Origin of the sequence: Pseudomonas sp. ML96 (genome assembly GCF_000761545.1) — a bacterium.
GTDB lineage: Bacteria > Pseudomonadota > Gammaproteobacteria > Pseudomonadales > Pseudomonadaceae > Aquipseudomonas.
This window is the reverse complement of the sequence record NZ_JPMY01000029.1, coordinates 20,727-40,617: the sequence shown is the minus strand read 5'-3', so window position 1 is coordinate 40,617 and position 19,891 is coordinate 20,727. Positions and strand designations below refer to the sequence as shown.

At 57.7% G+C, this 19,891-nt stretch carries 17 protein-coding genes; 2 read left to right on the top strand and 15 right to left on the bottom strand.

All coding sequences use genetic code 11. The features are described from left to right. The first annotated feature begins 209 nt into the window (after positions 1–209). Positions 210–944 carry a hypothetical protein gene (locus tag IP89_RS15230; protein WP_043310446.1) on the top strand — a complete coding sequence of 245 codons (735 nt, stop codon included), beginning with the start codon at positions 210–212 and terminating at the stop codon, positions 942–944. Next, entirely contained in the window at positions 941–2,290 is a 1,350-nt protein-coding gene (locus tag IP89_RS15225; RefSeq protein ID WP_043310445.1) for an MFS transporter, read from the top strand. The genes IP89_RS15230 and IP89_RS15225 overlap by 4 nt, the downstream gene beginning before the upstream one ends. Positions 2,291–2,297: 7 nt before the next feature. Here the strand turns inward: IP89_RS15225 and IP89_RS15220 are convergent, their stop codons facing one another. From IP89_RS15220 to IP89_RS15150, 15 genes are all read right to left on the bottom strand, one after another. Continuing rightward, positions 2,298–3,131 (bottom strand): cache domain-containing protein, encoded by an 834-nt coding sequence (locus IP89_RS15220; RefSeq protein WP_043310444.1) that lies wholly within the window; start codon positions 3,129–3,131, stop codon positions 2,298–2,300. Beyond that, positions 3,121–4,035, bottom strand: a complete 915-nt coding sequence (locus IP89_RS23075) for a formylglycine-generating enzyme family protein (protein WP_256203152.1) — start codon at positions 4,033–4,035, stop codon at positions 3,121–3,123. The genes IP89_RS15220 and IP89_RS23075 overlap by 11 nt, the downstream gene beginning before the upstream one ends. Before the next feature lie 98 nt (positions 4,036–4,133). Then, a complete protein-coding gene (locus IP89_RS15210; protein WP_043310442.1) occupies positions 4,134–5,777 on the bottom strand; it encodes an arylsulfatase in 1,644 nt (547 codons plus the stop codon). A gap of 14 nt (positions 5,778–5,791) precedes the next feature. Beyond that, entirely contained in the window at positions 5,792–6,577 is a 786-nt protein-coding gene (locus IP89_RS15205) for a cyclase family protein (RefSeq protein WP_043310441.1), read from the bottom strand. Beyond that, complete coding sequence (locus IP89_RS15200) at positions 6,574–7,563, bottom strand: NAD-dependent epimerase/dehydratase family protein (protein WP_043310440.1); 990 nt, start codon at positions 7,561–7,563, stop codon at positions 6,574–6,576. The genes IP89_RS15205 and IP89_RS15200 overlap by 4 nt, the downstream gene beginning before the upstream one ends. Then, positions 7,554–8,546 (bottom strand): fumarylacetoacetate hydrolase family protein, encoded by a 993-nt coding sequence (locus IP89_RS15195; RefSeq protein WP_043310439.1) that lies wholly within the window; start codon positions 8,544–8,546, stop codon positions 7,554–7,556. Before IP89_RS15195 ends, IP89_RS15200 begins: the two co-directional genes overlap by 10 nt. After that, a complete protein-coding gene (locus IP89_RS15190; RefSeq protein WP_043310438.1) occupies positions 8,543–9,115 on the bottom strand; it encodes a cupin domain-containing protein in 573 nt (190 codons plus the stop codon). The genes IP89_RS15195 and IP89_RS15190 overlap by 4 nt, the downstream gene beginning before the upstream one ends. Positions 9,116–9,126: 11 nt before the next feature. After that, positions 9,127–9,903: an SDR family NAD(P)-dependent oxidoreductase gene (locus tag IP89_RS15185; protein WP_043310437.1), complete on the bottom strand. Its 777-nt coding sequence runs from the start codon at positions 9,901–9,903 to the stop codon at positions 9,127–9,129. Further along, positions 9,900–10,490, bottom strand: coding sequence for a malonic semialdehyde reductase (locus tag IP89_RS23070; protein ID WP_081963265.1), 591 nt, complete (start codon positions 10,488–10,490; stop codon positions 9,900–9,902). The genes IP89_RS15185 and IP89_RS23070 overlap by 4 nt, the downstream gene beginning before the upstream one ends. Positions 10,491–10,508: 18 nt before the next feature. After that, positions 10,509–11,705 carry an MFS transporter gene (locus IP89_RS15175; RefSeq protein WP_043310435.1) on the bottom strand — a complete coding sequence of 399 codons (1,197 nt, stop codon included), beginning with the start codon at positions 11,703–11,705 and terminating at the stop codon, positions 10,509–10,511. A gap of 131 nt (positions 11,706–11,836) precedes the next feature. After that, a complete protein-coding gene (locus IP89_RS15170; protein ID WP_043310478.1) occupies positions 11,837–14,284 on the bottom strand; it encodes an RND family transporter in 2,448 nt (815 codons plus the stop codon). 4 nt (positions 14,285–14,288) lie between these two features. Then, positions 14,289–15,386: a YCF48-related protein gene (locus IP89_RS15165; RefSeq protein WP_043310434.1), complete on the bottom strand. Its 1,098-nt coding sequence runs from the start codon at positions 15,384–15,386 to the stop codon at positions 14,289–14,291. 55 nt (positions 15,387–15,441) lie between these two features. Next, positions 15,442–16,806 carry a DUF1329 domain-containing protein gene (locus IP89_RS15160; RefSeq protein WP_043310433.1) on the bottom strand — a complete coding sequence of 455 codons (1,365 nt, stop codon included), beginning with the start codon at positions 16,804–16,806 and terminating at the stop codon, positions 15,442–15,444. A gap of 11 nt (positions 16,807–16,817) precedes the next feature. After that, positions 16,818–18,515, bottom strand: coding sequence for a DUF1302 domain-containing protein (locus IP89_RS15155; protein WP_043310432.1), 1,698 nt, complete (start codon positions 18,513–18,515; stop codon positions 16,818–16,820). 139 nt (positions 18,516–18,654) lie between these two features. Then, positions 18,655–19,779 carry an FAD-dependent oxidoreductase gene (locus tag IP89_RS15150; protein ID WP_043310431.1) on the bottom strand — a complete coding sequence of 375 codons (1,125 nt, stop codon included), beginning with the start codon at positions 19,777–19,779 and terminating at the stop codon, positions 18,655–18,657. Positions 19,780–19,891 lie beyond the last annotated feature (112 nt).

The window sequence follows — 19,891 nt, the reverse complement described above, 5'->3', positions numbered from 1 at the left end:
CGTGCATATTGAGCCAAGAAGCACGTAAACCTATCGTGCCCACGGCTCGCCACGATGGGCCTCGGAGCCCCTCCACAAGAGGGGTTTCGATCTTCTCCAAACGCGTCAGCCAAGGGCTGTGGACTACCTGTCATACAGTACCTAGCCCGGGCTCAAACGAGCCCGGACGACGCTTACCGCATGAGCCCCAGAATAAGAAGGAAGACGCCATGCATCTAAAACAGGCATTGCTTACGCTGTTGCTCTGCCCATTCCTGGCATTCGCCAAAGCCCCTCAGGAAGACATTCAGAACATACGGTTCCTGGCCTTCAATAGCTCCAGTCACTTGCTCCTGCATTACAACCCAGTAACAAGCTCGGCTAACCCAGAGCACGCAGAAAAGTATCGTGCGGATATGCAGCAGCTGAATATGCTGCTGCAGCAAACGCCCTCTCCTGAGCTGCAGGCGGAAGGTGCACGGCTCCAATCGCTAATTGAAACGCTGGAACAGCACCGGGGTGACGAGGCTCATCTCTACCCAATCTGGATTAACCCAATCCTCGAATCTCAGGCGCGGCTCGATTCGCTCGCTCAGCAGCTTGACCCGGAATCAGACCACGACAGCTCTCCATTGCAGACACTTGATCGACTGATGCTCAACAGTCAGCGCCTGCTTCTTTACTACCAGACTCGTGCCTTTGGCTCGCTGGCTGTCTACATCGATGACCTCAAGCAGGGCGCACCGGAGACTCTTGATCAGGCTATTCGGCAAGACCTCGCCACACTGCAACAAATGCTTCCTCAGCAGGCGACAGAGCTGAGCAAGCTAGAGCGCAGCTACAACTACATTCGGCGTCATTTACTGCAGCAAACAGGAGAGTTTGTACCAGGTAGCGTGGCCTACTACTTGGAACAGATCGGCTTGCAAAGCCAGCAGATTGCCGAGCAGCTCCGGCAGTCATGAGCGAGCACCGTTTACGAAAGATCCTCAGTGGTCTCTTACTAGCGCTGTTTCTGGCAGCGCTTGACCAGACCATAGTGGCAGTGGTCCTGCCGGACATCTCTCGCGATTTGCCGCACGCAGAGTATCTGCCCTGGGTGGTATCGGCGTATCTGCTGGCAATGACGGTGGCCACACCTATCGCAGGTAAGCTCGGCGACCTATTTGGGCGAGCTCGATTGCTATACGGATCCCTTCTCGCGTTTATCCTCGCCTCGATACTCTGCAGCCTGGCTCGAGATGTTGGCGAGCTCGTTGCAGCTCGAGCATTACAGGGCATTGGGGCCGGGGCCATGATGACCTGCATTCAGAGTCTGATCGGCGAGCTGATCTCGCCGGCCGAGCGGGGGCGCTACCAAGCTTGGTTCAGCGGCATGTTTGCTATTGCTAGCCTGGCCGGCCCGCTGCTCGGAAGTCTTATCGGGCAGTGGTCGTGGCGTGGAATTTTTCTTATCAATCTGCCGCTGGGTCTGGCTGCCCTATTTCTTGCCCAGCGTGGGCTTGCAGGTTTAGCTAGCAGCCGAATGAACAGTCGAGTCGACTATCTGGGCTGCATGTTGCTAACCCTGGGACTGGGCTGTGTGATGATGCTGGTAATCCGCTTCGGCCATGAGCAATCCTGGAGCAGCACCATCGACACAGCGTTGCTACTGGTGGGGACGCTAGGGACAGCGCTCTTCATCGCGTGGCAACGGCATGCCAGTGAGCCACTGATACCACCATCGTTGCTACGCATTCCAACACTGCGAGCAAGTCTGCTACTGATGCTATTCAGTAGCTTCCTCTCCGTTGGTCTTGGGATGTTGATCCCACTTCACGCCGAGAGTGGTCAAGCAATTTCGCTGCTGATTGCACTGGCCGCTGGCATTCCTATTGGCGCCTACACCGGAGGCCGCCTGAGCGCTCAGCTGAAGCGTTACAAGCCTCTGATCCTTACAGGCTGTAGCGCTCTCCCACCAACTCTGGCCTGCGTGGCCTGGGTTGAGGCCAGCTGGTTAGCACTGCCAGGACTAATGCTGACAGGAATAGCCCTGGGCCTGCAGTTTCCAACCGTACTGGTGGCCGTACAAAACGCGGCTCCACGCGCGCAGCTAGGCATTGCAACAGCCTGCTGCGGGTTGGTTCGCGGCCTTGGAGGAGCGCTCGGAGCTGCCTTGTTAATGAGCCTGTTCACTGCCTTGAATACCTGGCAGCCAGGCCATGCTTTTGGCTACTTGATGCTGCTGTGCTCTGCCCTTGCGTTGGCTCCACTACTGATCGCTTGGCGTATGGAAGATCAGCGGCTGGCGGAGAAAATCCCCAGCCACTGATGCACTGTCAGCGAGGCTGGTAGTAGCCCACGGCGATCAGATAGTTGCCGACCTTACGCAGCAGAGCATGTTTTTCCTCAATTTTGCTGGTTACCGGGTTCTTCCAACGGTAGTCAAAGCCGCCTGTTTCGGCCCTTTGCATCAGTTGCAAAATTGGCTCGCCAACAGGTTTCCCATCTGGGTCACGGATAGTGGAGAAGTCCACCCCTAGAAGGCGTTTGTTGTAGCCATGAGCGACATAGCGGCGCGAGCGAAGGTCGATGGCGAAGACATACAAATCATCCTCACGAAAACTAGCCGAGAGGCTGTTGATCGCCTCGAAGCTCTGCTCCGGATCGGCAGCAATGGCCTTTGCAGCCCGGGCCAGCAGCGCTTCCGCTTGATCTGGGGTTGCCCGCGGCAGGTAGTGACCAACCACTATGAAGCGATCACCTACGCGCTGAAAGTACACACGCTTGCGCTCCTCTCGACCATCACGGCGATTGAGCCAACGATACTCAGCGACCTGCACTCCAGCGCCTTCTGTAGCTTGTAAAGCCTGCTCGAAAGCCTGGCGCAATTCAGAGTCCAGCACCGCCGATACATCACGACCAATCAAAACCGCCGAAGGGCCGCCACTAGCGAGCATGGTCCCGGCCGCATCAACGACAAACACATAGCGATCGCCCTGGATGAATTCGCCTTGACGGCTGAACGCGGCGAAAGCCGCATCACCCTGTACGCGATAGTAGTCGACAGCCTGCTGCAGCAGCTCTCTAGACTGCTCCTCGTCATCGGCCCGTGCGGTGCCGAAAACGGATAGGAGCATCAAGGCACCTAGAAGCAATGGATTAAGACGCATCTGAGTCTCTCCGTTCGGGGGAAAATTCGTTTGTAGTTCGGCGAATAGTGCGGAAGCCGACGTGGGAAGTTGCCAAGTCTTCCTCCTGGCGCTCACGCGCGGCGGAGCGATAACGTGCGCAATAGGAAGTAGCGCATAGCCATGAACCGCCTTTGATCACTTGGTATCGTGAGGAGAATGAGACGCTGCGCAACTGCCCAGGATCGCCATTAGCGTGACTGAAAAGCGGCCCCTGCTGGGTGTCCGCAGTCCACTCCCAGACGTTGCCAATCATGTCGAACAGCCCGTTAGCGTTGGCAGCAAAGCACCCACTCGGAGCCAAGCCAGCGAACCCGTCTTCTCCTGCATCCTGAATCGGAAAAACTCCCTGCCAATAATTGGCCAAGGGCTTGCCGTGAGAGTCCAGCGGTTCCTCCCCTAAACGCAGGGAATCTTGGCCTGCTCGTGCGGCGTACTCCCATTCAGCCTCACTGGGTAACTCATTTCCTCGCCAACGCGCATAGGCCTGTGCATCTGCGAGAGTTACCAAAGTAACCGGATGGGCATCCAACACCGCTGCGGGCTGGCTCGGCCCTTCGGGATAGCGCCAGTTAGCCCCCTGGACGTAATGCCACCAAGACAAGGGAGCATCTCCAGCAGCAGCTTCGAGCGGAGACCGAAACAGAGCAGCCCCACCTTGCTTTTCTGCATCAGTGATATAGCCGGTGGCGGTGACGAAACTGGCAAATTGAGCTCGGGTTACTTCGGTGCGGTCAATCCAGAAATCTGCAACCTCGACAACATCCAAAGGGATCTCGTCGGGGTATCCCCCCTGAGTGCCCGGTACAAACTTACCGCCATGAATCCGCACCATTCCCGCCAGCGGATCTTCCTGCCAGTTGGCAGGAAGTCCGCTATAGCTCAAACAAGCCTCGCGAGAGCCCAGTTCAAGGTTCGGCTGATGGAGCACTCCGGCCACAAGCAGAACTAGGGCCGCCAGTGCCCCAGTTGTTAAGTACCACCTCATGGAGCCCCAGTCTTCATCGCTGGAGGCACAACAACACCCACTTGATGTGCATACCCCTGCCAGGCCTGCTTGAGCCGTTCAAACGTTTCTGGTTGCTGAGTGGAAAGATCTTGCTGCTCACCGCGATCTCGGGACACATCAAACAGCTGCCAACGCAGAGGTTGCGGCGCTTCCCCAGGTCTCGCCCATGGCACAAGACCGAGCAGTTTCATATTCCCCTCACGGTAGTAACGGCTACCGAAGAGCTCCCCCGCCAGCACAGGTTCGGACTGTTTCTTGCCCTCAAGCATTGGCAGCATCGAACGACCCGTTATGGGGTGTTTAGCCTGCCCTTTCCAAGAGCTACCTGGATCCGGCAATGCGGCTAATGCAAGGAACGTGGGAGCCAGATCATCTACACGCGCCACGCTTCGTTCCAGCCCTTTCCGACGCAAGCTTGATGGCAGCTTTACGAGTGCCGGAACACTAATGCCGCCTTCAGCGGTAGTGCCTTTGAATAGACGAAATGGGGCCGCGCTGACCTCAGCCCAGCGCGGTCCGTAGTCGATTTGGGAACCACGCTTGCCAAGGTTAGCCAGGCTGTTGTCCGTGCCTGGCCCTGCCGGATAAAACTGCTCGTGACGCTCTCCTGCCGCCCCGTTATCGGACATGAACACCACCAAGGTATTGTCCATCTGCCCGTTTTCACGCAGATAGCTCAATAGGCGCCCGACGTTGTGGTCGAGGTTACTCACCATCGCTGCGTAGATTTCCATCTTCCGCGCTTCGATGTGTCGTTGCTCACCACTCAGCTGCGCCCATCCTGGCAACTGTGGAGTTACCGGCAGTGGAGCTGCCGCCTGAAAATCGGCGGGTAGAAGCCCACGAGCCTTCATCCGATCGATGCGTGCGAGCCTTACAGCGTCATAACCCGCCTCGTAGCGACCTTGATACTTGTCTCGCCAGGCATCCGGTGCTTGCAGAGGCCAATGCGGTGAGGTGTAGGCCGCATAGGCGAAGAAAGGCTTACCACTGCCCTCTCCTGCCTTCAGATAGCTAATCAGCTTGTCGGTATAGAAGTCCGTCGAGTAGAAATCGTCTGGCAATTCCACGGGCTGACCATTCTCTCGATAGGTCAGCTGCTCGATCTTTGCTGTGCTTCCGGCCTTTGGCTTGAAGTGCACGCCACCACCCTCGAGCAAGGTGAAGGATCGCTCGAAACCACGCTGATCCGGGCCTTGCTCTGGCTGCAAGCCCAGGTGCCACTTACCGACCATGCTAGTGCGATAGCCGCCATCACGCAGCAACTCTGCAATGGAGTGCGCCTGCTGGTTGAGATACCCCTCATAGCCTGGCTTGCCTCGTTGGAATGGCTGCATACCTTCAGCCATCGTTCCCAGCCCAGCCAAGTGGTTGTCAGTGCCCGACATCAGCATGGCGCGAGTCGGCGAGCAGGTAGGCGCCGCATACATGCTGGTCAACTGCAAACCACTTTCGGCTAGTTTGTCCAGATTTGGTGTTTCTATCTCACCACCGAAAGCACCAAGATCCGAGTAGCCCAGATCATCGGCGACGATCAGAAGAATATTCGGTCTTTCGGCTGCCATCAGGCCGGCTGATGCCAACCACATGGAAGCTGCTAGCAAGGCAGGGAAACGCATGAGGTACCTCTCTCTTATTCTTCGAAGATGGCAACTGCGCGGACAAAACCAGCCGAGGCATGCTTGATCTTGTAGGGGAAGCAGGAAACCTGGAAACCACTAGCAGGCAGGCTTTCTAGGTTGGCCAGTTTCTCCATCTGCCCATATCCGATGTCGCGGCCAGCCTTATGGCCCTCCCAAATGATTGCGGCATCACCAGACTCGGCAAAACGCTCACGGGTGTACTTAAAGGGGGCATCCCAGCTCCAGGCATCGGTCCCAACTACGCGCACGCCTCGCTCCAGCAGATAAAGGGTTGCCTCCCGGCCCATACCGACACCTGCCTCCAAGTAACCCGGCTGACCAAAAAGGCTTCCTGCACGAGTGTTGATCAGCACGATGTCCAGCGGCTGAAGGTCATGCCCTATCCGGGCCAGTTCAGCCTCCACCTCTGCGCCAGTAACCACGTGACCGTCTGGGAAATCACGGAAGTCCAGCTTCACCCCCGGCTGCAGGCACCACTCCAGCGGAAGCTCATCAATACCGAATGCCGGCTTGCCACCATCGGTAGTTGAGGCGTAATGCCAAGGCGCATCCATATGAGTGCCGCTATGAGTCGTGATGTTCAGGCGCTCTGCCGCCCAAGACTCATCACCGGGCAATTGATCCTTGCGCAACCCTGGAAACATCGCCGCCATTTCCGGCCAGCCTTGCTGGTGGTCCATGTAATCGATTTTCGGCAGGAGGGGTGGCGGATCGGTGTAGGGATTGTTGTCGAGAGTCACCGATAGATCGACTAAACGACGCTTCTTCTGGGTCATGTCGGAGTACCTACAATAGAGGCCGCTGAACGAGGGCGACGCGAGAATGAGAGATTGAGGGCGTTGCGGATCAGCGCGGAGGCAGAACCGTCGTGATGGAAGCCCAGCGCCTTAGCTTGCGGCGTCCGCAGCGGTGGATAATTGCCGAATAGCGCCTCCAGCTCCGACTCAGGAGCGAAGCTGACCAAGGCTCTGTGCTGCTCACCGAAGCAAGCGGACAATGCGTCCAGCACCTGATCGATAGACAGGTGCAAGACCGGCAGTTGGCAAATACGTGAGCCGAGCTCTCCCTCTAGCTCAGCCGCATGCACTAGGTTGTCGACACAGCAGCGCGCAGACATCCACCAAGCAGTAGCCTGAGCTGATACCGGGCATACATACCGATCACCTGCCGCCACAGCATGCAGAAGGTCGCTCATGAACGCTGACTTCAGGCCATTGGGCTGGCGCGGACGGGCCACGATTCCAGGCAAGCGCAGAGCGATACCATCTACCTCTCCACGCCGAGCAAGATCAGCAAGCTGGGTCTCTACCATCAGCTTATGACTTGCATAGGAGAGCTTCGGTACAGCACCTGTAGCTTCATCCATCCGCCCGGGGAGATCTGCCCCGTAAACAGCCACGCTGCTGGCGTAAACCAAACGTGGCGGTTTGGACTTATTGCGTAACTGATGCAGTAACTCCAGGCTGGCCTGCAGATTGACCTCATAGCCCAGATCGTAGTTGGCTTCAGCAGCACCACCTGGGATGCTCACCAGGTGGAAAACCACATCGATTCCGTCAGCCAGTACACGGCGAATCAGAGCTTTATCCGTCACGCTGCCAGAGTGCCGGCGAATGCGTTTGTCCTCTGGAAAACCGACCAGCTCCTGATCCACCAGGAGAAGTGCATCAATACGCTTTCCGCGCAGAACGCCATCAGCCAGAAGGCGCTGTACCAGCCCTCTTCCAACAAAGCCATTAGCGCCAGTGATCATCACGCGCATGGAGTGCCCTCTTGCACAACACGCTGGTCAATGGCGCCGAACACAGGGCTACCGTCGCCGGCCCGTGCCTCCATTCGGATGCGATCACCAAAGCGCATGAACCCAGTTTGAGGAGCGCCATGAGCAATCATCTCGATGGCACGGCGCTCGGCAATGCATGCCGAGCCGACACTACGATCAGTGTTAGAAACGGTACCGGAGCCAATCAAGGTTCCGGCACTGAGGCGGCGAGTTAGTGCAGCGTGGGCGATCAGTTGATGGAAACCGAAGTGCATTGCGCCACCGTGCGGATGGCCAAACCATTCGCCGTTCCATTCAACGTTCAGCGGCAGATGTACACGAGCATCACGCCAGGCCTCCCCCAACTCATCCGGGGTAACTGCTACTGGTGCAAAACTAGATGAAGACTTGGCCTGAACGAAACCAAAGCCAGTACGCATCTCACGCGGAGCCAGTGCACGCAGGCTGACATCGTTAACCTGCAGAACCAGGCGAATGTGCTTGAGGGCTTGCTCAGCAGTGCACCCCATTGGTACTTCGTCGACCAGCACTGCGAACTCACCCTCGAAGTCGATGCCATGAGCCTCACTAGGTAAAGGGATGTCTTGGCAAGACCCGATGAAATCATCACCTGCGCCCTGGTACATCAGCGGCGTCTGTTCGACTCCCTCAATCGGGTCGATGTTGAAGGCACGCTGCATCAACTCGCCGTGGCTGAGGAAACAGGATCCGTCCAACCACTGCCAGGCTCGAGGAAGCGGCGCCATCACTTTGGTCGTCTCGAAGACAAAGGTGTTAGCTAGCTCATTGCGATTCAGCGCCTCATAGCGGCTCTGCAGATCTGCCTCAACACCCCACCAGTTGTCGATAGCGACTTGCAGGGTTGGTGCTATATCTGCGGCATCTACTGCTCGGGTTAGGTCACGAGACACCAAGAGCAAACGACCGTCGCGAGTACCATCTGCCAGGGTTGCCAGTTTCATTTCAACACCTCCAGCAGCTCCGGCGCATAACGGCCATCCAGCAGGATGAACACCATCCTGGCCATTGCCTCGGTACGATTGCTCCAGGCGTGATTGGTGCCGCGCTGAACAACAATGTCGCCACGTTTGAGATGGACTTCTTCGCCATCCAAGACCAACCAAACTTCGCCTTCAGTGACCACGCCGTAATCAAGCGTTTCAGTACGGTGCATCAGCTTGTGCTTCGAGTCGGACTTCCCAGTACCGGCATGCGATTCGCCAATTTCGGAGAATGCAGCAGCAGCATCCTCGGCACTGATCTGGTTCTGTACGCTGTCCGGAGGGATATCAACTACGCGGATCACACTTCCTTGCAGTTCTGGACTGAGCTGAAGTGGGCTGTTGGTGGGATCATCGTCATTGTTCAGAGGCGCCGGACTTGTGTGACTCTTCCATACCTCGTAGAAAACCGTTCCCGGGATCGCCTTGAGAGGGAAGTTATTAGGTGTCTCGCCAGACATAGCTACTACGGCTACGCCCTGGGCGTCGTGACCAGTCACTACGCGCTTGAAAGAAGGAAGGCTTTGCATAGGTGCTCCGTTCAGTTGCCGTCGCCGATGGTTGTGCCACCGTCGACTATCAAGTTCTGTCCAGTGATAAAGGCCCCGCCGGGAGCAGCAAGCAGCAGTGCTAGCCCAGCGACCTCTTCGGGAATTCCTGCACGGCGTAGTGGGGTCAATGCCAAACGACGCTGCATAATTTCTGGGTTATCAGTGAGCGGTCTGGCGAACTCGGTCTGAATCACACCTGGACTGATGGTGTTCACCCGAATATTGGAGGGGCCCCACTCCACTGCCAGGTTGCGAGCCAACTGAGCCAACGCGGCTTTCGACAACCCGTAGAGACCAAGCCCTCGATTGCCTCGGACGCCTGCAATGCTGGCTATGAACACCACACTGCCGCCTCCGCGGCGCGCCATCTGCGGCAGCAATTCGGCGCTCAACCAAGCCGCACTCTCGAGGTTGACGGACATCGTCAGTCGCCATTGCGCATCATCAGCACTAGCCAACGGCCCCATATGTGGAGCTACTCCGGCATTGCACACCAACACATCGATCTGGCCATAAAGCTCAAGCGCCTGATTGGCCAGACCGCGGACTTGCTCGGCCTTGCGGAGGTCGGCTACTAGTCCATCAGCGTCCAATCCCTCATTGCGCAGCAGAGTGACAGCATGATCACAAGCCTCGGCACTCTCGCTGTTGATGATCAGGCGTGCGCCGGCGTGGCCGTACTCGCGTGCGATCGCCAGACCAATACCTCGAGTGGCTCCCGTGATCAGCGCAACCTGCCCCTCAAGGGAAAAGAGTGCTCGGGTCATTGCACAAGGCACGCTTGCTCGAAGGACAGCCGAGGTCCGGACGGACGCAGGCCGGTCTCATCTCCATAACCCAGACAGCAGAGGAAGTTGCTGCGCCAGCGTCCATCCGGGAAGAAGGCTGCGTCTACCTGTGCTGCATCAAAGCCGGACATTGGGCCGCAGTCCAAGCCAAGCGCTCGCGCGGCGAGGATGAGGTAAGCCCCCTGCAGGCTGCTATTGCGCAACCCTGCGACGAACGCCGCCTCAGGGTTCTCGCGGAATGCTGCACCGGCATCGTAGATCGGGAACAGTTGGGGCAAATGATCAAAGAAGCGACTGTCCCATGCGACGATGGCTGTCACCGGGGCCTGCAACATTTTCTCGCCGTTATGTCCTTTAAGCGCAGGCAGAAGCTTTTGCTTAGCCTCGTCGCTTCGCACGAACACGAAGCGTGCCGGACTGCAATTGTTGCTGGTCGGCCCTTGTCGCAGGGTCTGATACAACTGATCCAGCAGGGCATCGGGAACATCCCGGTCCTGCCACTGGTTGTGGGAACGTGCTTTCAGGAAGAGCTGGTCAAGCGCTTCCGGATTTAGTGCATTAGCCATACAAAGCCTCGGCAGATATCAGGCAAGCGCATGCACTGGCTCAGCCAGCGCGCGGAAAAGTCGATGGAGCCCCAGACAGATAAATGCGAGTACGCATTGGGCGATGGCCACAACGGTCAATGCTGCGGGGAGCGCCTCGAGTTGACCTCCAGTGATTCCAATCACCACGAGGGGGCTTATGAACTCGCCGGCGAACAGAGCGGCGGTAAAGCCGCCACTGGCTCGGCCGCGTTGAGCGAAGCTGACTCGGCTCATCACCCAGGTGATCAGGGTTGGCAGCATCAGACCGATGCCCAAACCGTTAACCAGCACTGCAATGATCACTACTGCATGATTGCCAGCCTGGGCCATTAGCAGCCCGCCAAACCCGGCCGTGGCGAAGGCGATGAGCAAAAGACTCTTGCGCTGTAGGCCACTCAGCAGTCGGAACGACAAAGCACCGGCCAGAACGCCGAGCTGGTTTGCCCCCATGGTCAGGCCGATCTGCTGCGGCGAGTCGACGTGCATGAGAGTCAGCAGATAACCTGCCTGCACCGGGACGATAAACAGGCTGATCCCCGCAAGAACGGTCAAGGCATACAGAGGAAGGAGCGCGGACCAAGGGAATCGCTCGGCACTCTTCACTTCAGCCTCACTATGGCTGGCGTGTGGCTCCCACAGCAGCCAGGCCATAATCGGCAGGAAGATCAGTCCCGAGGCGTAGAGCACGAATGGCACACGCCAATCACTCTGGCCGAGCGCACCACCGAGGGCGATAAATACCGCGGCCGAAAGTGACGTTGCGACCATCTGAAGGGCGAACAGACGCTCCCGACGATCACCCTGGTAGTAATCACCCATAAGCGCTGTACAGCAGGTCATGATGCCTGCCTCTGCTAGCCCCAAACCGGCCCTGCTCGCAACGATGCCGGGAAGCGACTCAAGCCAAAGCGGCAAAAGACCGCACAGCGCATAGAGAAGCAAAGAGGTCAGTAGCAGTGGTTTGCGCCCGACCCGATCTGCGATCACACCGGCGAACGGTGCGATCAACGCAATAACCAGTGCAGGAATAGTCAGGGCGATAGGCGTCAGCACCTCGACACCCGGAGTATCAGCGAAGTGCTCTTGCATTCGTGGCAGGACTGGCGCGATGAGGACCGCACCAAGTACCGGCAAGCAACTGCCGAACAGCAGGAGCAGTGACTGAGCCGGTCCAGCTATACGTTCAGCGCTCATCGCTCACCCCCTCCGGCGGAATGCACCAGAAGTCGGAGCCATAGGCGATCAGTCCCGTATAGAGTCCATCTAACAGCAAGGTCAGCATCTTCATTGGGATACCTATTTTTGTTTTTGTGGTGGTCGATCGTTCAGCTGTGCGCCATGCGCGCCTGCGCCTTGTGGGAGTCCACAGCCAGTTGTTTCTTGTCGGTATGCGGCTCGGCCGACGCCGATTGGCGCCGACTGGCAGGGAGAAGGAAGTAGGCCAGCGCAGGTAGCAGCATCAGCGCGCCCACCATGTTCCAGACGAACATGAAGGCCAGCAGAATGCCCATGTCGGCCTGGAACTTAATGGGCGAGAAGGCCCAGGTGCCAACGCCGATAGCCAGCGTGACACCGGTCAGCATCACCACCTTTCCGGTGGAGACCAGTGCTCGGTAGTAGGCATGAGACAAGCTCGATCCTTCTCGCAGATGGCCAAGCATGATGCTCATGACATACAGGGCGTAATCCACGCCGATGCCGACCCCGAGAGCAATCACTGGCAACGTGGCGACCTTGACCCCAATACCCAGCCACACCATCAGCGCCTCGCAGAGAATGGAGGTGAGCATCAGTGGAATCACTGCGCAGAGAGTCGCGCGCCAGGACCGGAAGGTAATCAGGCATAGCAGGATGACCGCGCCGTACACCCAGAACAGCATTTCGCGGTTGGCTTTCTTCACCACAATGTTGGTGGCCGCCTCGATGCCTGCATTACCTGCAGCCATCAGGAACTGGACCTCCTCAGTGTTGTTGGCAGCAGCGAACTGCTCTACGTGATCGACCAAGCGAGTCAGAGTCTCCGCCTTGTGGTCAGTCAGGTATACGTAGAGGGTCAGCAGGTTGCAGGACTCGTTGTACAGACCACGCGGAGCACTGGCGGTGATCATGTTCAGAGTCGCCTGGTTGTTCTGCAGCTCGTACCACTTCGGGCTGCCTTCGGAGAGCCCCACCAGCATGCGCCGGTTAAGCAGAGCCAGTGAATTGGTCGAGTCCACACCCTGCAGGCTGCGCAACTGCCAATCCAGCTCATCAACTTTGCGCAGAATGTCGTAGCGAGCACAGGCCCCTGCTGGGGTACGCACCATCACCGCAAACAAGTCGCTGCTGGCACCGTAGCTACGCGTCATGAACGCATCGTCTTGGTTGTAGCGCGAATCCGCACGCAACTCCGGCGCGCCTGGATCCAGATCGCCGATGCTCAGATGCAGACTGACCATGAACCCGAAAACTGCCAGGGCCAGGCTCACAGCCACACAGACCGCTGCCCATGGGCGGCGTGTAAACAGGTCGAGGAAACGCCAGAACGGATGGCGCACCCGGCCACTTTCTTCGGCGCGCTCGCTCTTTAGACTGTGCTCTGCAGCGCTAGGACTGACCCCGACGTAAGAGAGCAGTACAGGCAGCAAAATCAGGTTGGTGAAGATCAGAACCGCAACGCCCAGACTGGCAATGATCGCCAGGTCCTGGATCACCTGGATCTTGATGATCATTAGAACCGCGAAGCCAACCGCATCGCACAGCAGAGCGGTCAGGCCGGCAAGAAATAGGCGTCGGAAAGTGAAGCGGGCCGCTACCAACCGATGCATACCGCGGCCGATGTCCTGCATGATGCCATTCATCTTCTGAGCGCCATGACTCATGCCAATGGCGAAGACCAGGAATGGCACCAAGATCGAATACGGATCCAGCTCGTAGCCGAGAAGCGGGAGAAGGCCCAACTGCCAGATCACCGCTACAAGCGAGCAGATCACCACCAGCAAGGTGCTTCGCACGCAGCGGGTGTAGCCATACAGGACCAGAGTGGTAATCAGAATCGCAGCGGCGAAGAACAGGAGGATCTGCTCCAGACCAGCAATCAGGTCACCAATCTTCTTGGCGAACCCGGTGACATGAATATCAATGCTTTCGCTCTGGAACTGGCTACGCAGCAGCTCAATCTCTGCGGATAGCTCTGCGTAATTCAGTTCCTTGCCATCGGCGGTACGCGACAGCAGCGGCACGTAGATGATGCTGGAGCTCTGATCGAACGAGACCAATTGGCCAATCTCGTTCGAGAGCTGCACATTGCGGCGCAGCTCGGCCAAGGACGCGGGGCTACCGTCGTACTCATCGGGGATTACTGGACCACCATCAAGCCCCTCCTCGGTTACCGAGACCCAACGAGTAGCCGGTGTCCAGAGCGACTTCATGAAGGCACGATCTACACCAGGCAGGAGATAGATCTGGTCGCTCAGCGCTTGCAGGGTCTTGAGGTAATCCGCGTCGTAGATGTCTCCATGGCGATTAGCCACGGCAATACGCAAGGCGTTACCTAGGCCGGACAACTCTTTCTGGTTATCCAGGTAATTGACGATGTAGGGGTGGCCAGTCGGAATCATCTTCTCGAAGCTGGCATTAAGCTCTACGCGAGTCGCTTGCCAGCCGAGTAATACGGTGACCAGCAGACAAAGCATCAGCACCCAGTGGCGATGATTGAACAAGGCCCGCTCAATGAGTGAGCCAGAGCGCGGGTCGAAGATTTCCTGACTTTCGGCAGGCGCTTTGTATTTCATGAAATCACTCCGAAACCTTCACGGCGGGCAGAGGCATGTGCGAGATACCGGTGAAGCCGGCGATGACAAGTCGGCCATCAGCAGCCTGAGTCAGGGCCGTTATGGGCTTGCCCTGAGGTGGCAGAAGTAGCTGTAAGCGGTTGCTCTCAGCGTCGACCGTGAAGATGGCTCCGGCTTGATTCGCCAGTAGCACACGACCGTCACCCAGGAAGGTGCCATCGCTGAAAGACACAGGCATCGGCACCGCGACGGGCTCGATCACGGCACCTTGTTGGCGCAGGACAAAGGCATTGCCCTTCAAACCGCCCAGAAGCAGCTCTCCATTTCGATCTGCAACTAGGGTGAAAAAGGTTCCCTCGTAGGGACTTTCCAGCTTTTGGAAGTGCTGCCCAGCATCCGAAGAATGGGCCAAGAACCCCTGCTCGCCGGCCAGATACCAGTCATCTCCGTGCTGGGCGATCGCGTAGATATGCAAGCTCCACGCGTTGTCGATCTGCCCCATCATGGACTGCCAGCTCTTTCCACCATCGCGAGTCTGAAATGCCATTCCATACGCACCAACGACTACTCCATGCTGGGCGTCGGTGAAATGAAGATTGAGGAAAGGTTTGTCCGCGCCATCGTCGACTAGACGCTCTGCGGTTTGTAAGCGTGCTTGGGCTACATCAGCATCAACCGCATCAAGAAGCGCCTGTTGGGCAGCGGCAAGCTCCAACTGGGCTGCATCGAGCCCATTCAACTGCAACTCCCAGGTTTCACCACTATCACGGCTGGCAAGCACCACGCCCGAATGGCCGACGGCCCAACCATGCTGAGAGTCAACGAAATCCACTGCGGTCAGACTTACCGACACCGGGACGCTGGCTTGACGCCACTGCTCGCCGTTGTCGTCGGAGAACACAATCACTCCCCGCTCACCAACAGCAACCAAACGCTCACCCGCACGCGCGATACTGGTGAACACGGAGCGAACAGCTTGCGGCGTTTGAACCGCCTTACTCTCAAGCACATTACCTACCGCTAGCGGCTGAGCCTGAGCGGTAAGAGAAAAGGGCATGGCAAGCGCCAGGAAAAGGCCACCTGCCCATGTCGATCTGATCATCTTTCACCTCGTACTGCATAAAACAGGGAGGGCCCAAGGCCCTCCCAATCACGCATCAGCGCACGCCACGTCCCGCCATTGCCGCCGGAGAGAACTCGGAGGTCTTGTAGCGATCAACGATCGCGTACTGCTGAGCCTTGCCGGCATAGAGGTTCTGGATGAACCAGGTGTTGGATGTCAGGTCATAGAAGCCCGAGGACAACTGAGCCACCGCCGGGATATCCGGCATCACTGCTGGCAGAGACCAGAGGCTCTTCGAGAGTTGTCCCTTAGCGTCCCAGCGATCGCCCAGCATTGCCTGCCAGGTATCCTCGTCGAGGTAGTAACGACCTTTCGGCAGTTGGTGACGTTTGCCTGGAGCCAGCTCGGCCTCAACGACCCAAACACGGTGCAGCTCCCAGCGCACGTAGTCAGGATTCATGTGGTGCTTGCCCAGAACGTCCTCAGCATTGGTCGCGGTCTGCACCTTGTTGGCGTTGTAGGGGATGTACATCTCCTGCTTGCCAACCAGCTTCCAGTTGAAACGATCCAAACGGCCCTGATAGACACTCAGTTCGTCGAAGGACATAACGCCAGCAGTAGCCGGAGTCGGAGTGTCGCAGCAGGCATTCGGCAGTTTGCGCACACGACGCTGGCCAGCCAGATAGACATGCGCCTGACTCTTATCGCCATTGACGTTGGTACGCCCCATGATCTGCTCACCGGCACGCAGGGGTGGCCCGACGTTCAGCAGGCGGAACAGCCAGTAGTCGCCTTCAAAGGTCTGCGCAGAGCCGTCCTGGTAGTAGTACGGCATCTCCTGAATCGCTTTACCGTCAGTGGTCATGACTGCCGCACCATCTGCAGTGACCAGGTAATGGCGGAAGTCCATCGCCACTGAGGTGCCACGCCAGTTGAGGATGTGGTTCCACATAGCCTCATAACCATTCTTCGGAATCGGGAATGGAATGCCGCCGAAAGCTCCCTGCGGAACGAGACCAGCGCTGCTTTCTACCAGCGTGGCGGTCTGGGCATTCTTAGCGGTGTTGTCATACACCCACTGGGGTGCGGCAGCAGTACGGTGAGTCGGATAGATATCCAGTCGATAGGTATCGGGATAACGCTTGAGCATTTCCTTGACCCCGTCGCTGAGCTTGTCAGCGTACTGAGCCATGTTCTGAGCAGTGATGCTGAACAGAGGTTTCTCAGCTGCAAACGGGTCACTACGTTTGCCGCCCTCTTTGAACGACGGATCTACCTTGGTGAGGCCGCCATCCCAAGCAGGGATGGTACCGTCAGCGTTGCCTGCTTTCTCTGCGCCGAAGGGAGTCAAACTCTTGCCGAGATCATCAACACTGGCAGCCACTGCTGGCTGCAGGCTCAGAGCGGCAACACCCGCCAGAGCCAGACAGAAAGTTTTGAGCGTGAACGGAATGGTCATGTGCACGTTCCTCAGAAAGTGGTTTTGACGGAGAAGGCGACGTAGTCACGGTCCTTCAGCGATTGCTTGTAGGTGAAGTGGTTCGCCGCATCGAGGTTGGTATCCTCGGGGCCGTAGTAGTGGGTGTAAGTCAGGCCGAGAGTGACTCGGTCGAGATAGGTAGCGCTTACACCGACGTTGAAATCGCCACCCTTGTTAGGACCGAAGGAGCCAATCACTGCCGACTTGCCCATGGGGAAGTAGCTGATGCCTACCGGGACGCTGAGATCTACACCGGGATAGATCTGGCGGTAAGTCGGGGTGTAAACCAGGCGCAGGCCGATCGCATCATCGGTTGCATTCGGATCCAGAGCGTTGCGGTTGTCGGTCACGTTGAGCAGGCGGTTCCACGCGATCTCACCGACCAGCCCCGATTCCTGAGCAATGAAGTTCGGTCCAAAGGACGCGATCATGTTCAGGTTGAGGTGTGCGGTGCGGCCGACGGCGTAGAGCGCATCGTCATCGTTATCGGCAACCATGCCCGGAGTGACGGTCTGAGCATTGGAGACCAGAGGCATGTTCCAGCGCATGGAGGCCTCACCAGCGAAGCTGTACTCACCTACAGTGGTGATGAAGCTCGCACCCAGCGCCTGGATGTCTTCTGGATAGACCCAGTAGTACTCACCAATCTTGCCGGTACTGAACTCAGGGGCTCCAGCAGAAGGTTTGAGATACAGCTTTGGCGTCTTGTCGTGGTACTGAATGGCGTAGACGCCGTACTCCACGGTGTCATCGGTAATCCGCAGCTGCAGGCCGCCCTGACCGGAACTCTTAGCATCCTTGTCTTTGCCGTGGAAAAACGCAGCCGGGCTGTCCGGGTTACCACCCAGGAATGCAGGGAACGGAGCACCGACAACCAGGCGCTCATTGCCTTCGCCAATGGTGTCACTGACCGAGTAGTAACTTCCTGCGGCCGGCAGACGAGTTTCTTCCCATTCGAACTGGTAGAAAGCCCCCAGAGACACTGCATCCGTCAGTTGGTAGGTGGTGGACAGCTGGCTGACCGGGCGGGTGATTTCCTTGAACTGGGTGTTGGGTACGGAAATCGCCTTGACCACGTCTACCGGTGCCATACCACCGGCGATACCGTTAGCACCGAAGAACAGGCTTTCACCCCAGATCAGACCATGACGTCCCAGGCGAACAGAGAGCGCACGCTCCGCCATTTCGCCGTTCCAGTAGACGAAAGCATCGAGAAGCTCACCATCGCCACCATGAAGATCGCGAGTGTCGTCGGTGAACTCGTCGTAGGCGACCGAGCGCTGATTTGCGCGGGTAGGATCGTCGTTGTCGTTATCTTTCTGGTACTCGGTGTCGTACCAAGCTGCGCCGCTAATACGAGCACCGAAATCACGGTAGCCCATGTCCAGCTCAGAGAGGATGTCCAACCGATTGGAGATGAGGCCTTTTTCAAAGGCACGATCACCGTCGTCCTGGTTGCGAGCGACCTGCCCTTCAGTGAGCTTGCTGCTCTGGTCTTTTACACGCCAGGCGGAACTGTATTTGAGGGTATTGTCCCAGCGCAGACTCAAGTCGGAATTCCCGGTCTCGATCTGAAACGCCATGGACTGATTGGCGCACACCACCAGTGCAGCAGCCAAGGACAGGCGGAAAGCATGACGCGAGCGGTCAGCAAAACGCCGGGGTGCAACAGGCTCTCGATTAGCCATCGATGCAAACCTCTTTTGTTGTTCTTGTCATTAGTGAGTTTTCATCACTGCTAACCGCGGCAAGGCATAGCGGTTTTACAGTGCGCCTCGGGCAGGTCACGAAAAGCTGCAGGGACGGCGAACCCCGCAGCTCTCCGGGTCAGATAGGTTGTGCTGTGAGCTCCAGCATTTCTTTGATCAGGCCGATCCGGTCGAACTCGCGGTCGCGTGCCATCTCCTTCTCTCCAGCAAGGAGAGATTTCTCAGCGATGTACTTGCAGCGATCGAAGCGGCGCGCCATGAATCGTTGAAGTTGCTCCTCGAGAGATCCTGCAGAGGTCAGCTCTTCACTGAGGACCAGTGCATCCTCGATGGCCATGCCAGCGCCCTGCCCCAGGTGCGGGGTTGTCGCGTGTGCAGCGTCGCCAATGATCATTACTCGGCCGCGATACCAGGGCTCGCTGACGAACACAGACTCGAGCGGCTTGTAGACGACCTGCTCGTTGTCGACGATTTGCTCGCGTAGTTCAGCGATGAGGCCGCCCATACCCTGCAAACGCACACGCATTTGCGCAGCAAGTTGATCTGCTGCCATCCAAGGGTTTTCTGGCTCGTGGGAGGTGGTGAACATGTACATGAGGTCGTCGGACAACGGCACGAGACCAGCATTGCCCGCAGGCCCCTGATAGTTAGCCAGGTGGTCGATGTGCGGAAGACGAGGGAAGTTGTAGCGCCACACCGATTGACCGGTGAATCGAGGCTGGTACTTGTCACCAAAAAGCATGCCGCGGATCTTCGAATACAGTCCGTCAGCACCGACAACTAGGTCATATCGACCGCGGGTACCATCAGTGAACAGGACATCGACACCGTTGCTGTCTTGTTCGAGGGACTCAACGCTAAGGCCAAGACGCACACCAGCGCCCAGCTCAATAGCGGTCTCACTCAGTACCTTGTGCAGGGCACGACGTGAGATACCAACGTTGGCCGGGTACTGAGGCCCAGCCAGACGCTGACCAGGAATACGGACCAGCTGCTGGCCTTCGGTCGTGTAGATGGCCACGTCCTCGAATGCGTAGGCGGCATCGAGGTATGCATCGAGCAGGCCCAGGCGCGACATTTCGCGCACTACGTTGCTTTGTTGAATGATGCCAACGCCGTAGACGGTCCATTCCGACTTCAGCTCAACCAGGTCAACGGCAATACCCTTGCGACGCAGGGCGATGGCACTGCACAGGCCACCGATACCACCACCTACAACCAGAACCTTGTTCTCTGCATTCATGGCAACTCTCACTTGTTGTTCTTGTCTTCGAGCCGGAGCTGGCCAGGGTGCTTAGCACCTCGTGTCAGCAGCTTCCGGGCATTTGAGGAATCTGACTAATCGCGTGTCCGGA

Bases quoted from the DNA above. Each gene is read 5' to 3' on its own strand.
- IP89_RS15230 (WP_043310446.1), top strand. From the start codon at position 210: ATGCATCTAAAACAGGCATTGCTTACGCTGTTGCTCTGCCCATTCCTG.
- IP89_RS15225 (WP_043310445.1), top strand. From the start codon at position 941: ATGAGCGAGCACCGTTTACGAAAGATCCTCAGTGGTCTCTTACTAGCG.
- IP89_RS15220 (WP_043310444.1), bottom strand. From the start codon at position 3,131: ATGCGTCTTAATCCATTGCTTCTAGGTGCCTTGATGCTCCTATCCGTT.
- IP89_RS15210 (WP_043310442.1), bottom strand. From the start codon at position 5,777: ATGCGTTTCCCTGCCTTGCTAGCAGCTTCCATGTGGTTGGCATCAGCC.
- IP89_RS15205 (WP_043310441.1), bottom strand. From the start codon at position 6,577: ATGACCCAGAAGAAGCGTCGTTTAGTCGATCTATCGGTGACTCTCGAC.
- IP89_RS15200 (WP_043310440.1), bottom strand. From the start codon at position 7,563: ATGCGCGTGATGATCACTGGCGCTAATGGCTTTGTTGGAAGAGGGCTG.
- IP89_RS15195 (WP_043310439.1), bottom strand. From the start codon at position 8,546: ATGAAACTGGCAACCCTGGCAGATGGTACTCGCGACGGTCGTTTGCTC.
- IP89_RS15190 (WP_043310438.1), bottom strand. From the start codon at position 9,115: ATGCAAAGCCTTCCTTCTTTCAAGCGCGTAGTGACTGGTCACGACGCC.
- IP89_RS15185 (WP_043310437.1), bottom strand. From the start codon at position 9,903: ATGACCCGAGCACTCTTTTCCCTTGAGGGGCAGGTTGCGCTGATCACG.
- IP89_RS23070 (WP_081963265.1), bottom strand. From the start codon at position 10,490: ATGGCTAATGCACTAAATCCGGAAGCGCTTGACCAGCTCTTCCTGAAA.
- IP89_RS15175 (WP_043310435.1), bottom strand. From the start codon at position 11,705: ATGAGCGCTGAACGTATAGCTGGACCGGCTCAGTCACTGCTCCTGCTG.
- IP89_RS15170 (WP_043310478.1), bottom strand. From the start codon at position 14,284: ATGAAATACAAAGCGCCTGCCGAAAGTCAGGAAATCTTCGACCCGCGC.
- IP89_RS15165 (WP_043310434.1), bottom strand. From the start codon at position 15,386: ATGATCAGATCGACATGGGCAGGTGGCCTTTTCCTGGCGCTTGCCATG.
- IP89_RS15160 (WP_043310433.1), bottom strand. From the start codon at position 16,806: ATGACCATTCCGTTCACGCTCAAAACTTTCTGTCTGGCTCTGGCGGGT.
- IP89_RS15155 (WP_043310432.1), bottom strand. From the start codon at position 18,515: ATGGCTAATCGAGAGCCTGTTGCACCCCGGCGTTTTGCTGACCGCTCG.
- IP89_RS15150 (WP_043310431.1), bottom strand. From the start codon at position 19,779: ATGAATGCAGAGAACAAGGTTCTGGTTGTAGGTGGTGGTATCGGTGGC.